We start from the raw sequence: 606 nt of genomic DNA on the forward strand, positions 1-606 counted from the left end.
AGACGATGCGGGAACGCGCCCCGCTGTCCAGCAGCGCCGTGACCGGCCTGCCATCCAGCCCGACCTGAAGCAGGAAGCGGTTGTCCTGCCGGGTCAGGGGCAGGGTCTCGTACGGCCCGTCCCATACCGGCGGCGGCGCGCAGGCCAGCGCGCCCTGCCGGATGTTCCACAATGTCAGCGTGCCGCCGGGCACATCCATGTCCAGATCGAAGCGCGACAGAATATCCCCGCCCAGCAGCCCCGCCACGGGGGGGCGGATCATCGGCTTGCCCGGCAGTTCCCCCACCGGCACGGAGCGCGCGCCAAAATCCACGCCGCCCACCCGCAGGTCCGGCACGATGGCGTTGGGCGTGGCCTGCGCCACCCCGCCCGTGCCGTGAACGATGGTTTCATGGTCCGGGTCCAGCCGCAGGCGCAGGTAGCCCACCATGTCCGGTGTCAGCAGCCCGCCATCCGAGCCCGTATCGACCAGCGCGCTCAGTTCATACCCCGCGATGCTGATGACGATGGACAGGTACCCCCCATCATCGCGCAGCGGCACCTGGGCTACGCGTTCATGGTTGCACAGGCGCGCGGCCTCCTCCTCCGCCCGGGCGGTCCCGCCCG

The 606-nt window shown here is 71.0% G+C and carries 1 protein-coding gene; it reads right to left on the reverse strand.

From position 1 onward, the window contains the following. The coding region (locus JCM25156_RS19785; protein ID WP_025814520.1) for an aspartyl protease family protein at positions 1-606 on the reverse strand (606 nt) is incomplete at both ends.

This window comes from Komagataeibacter kakiaceti JCM 25156, assembly GCF_000613305.1.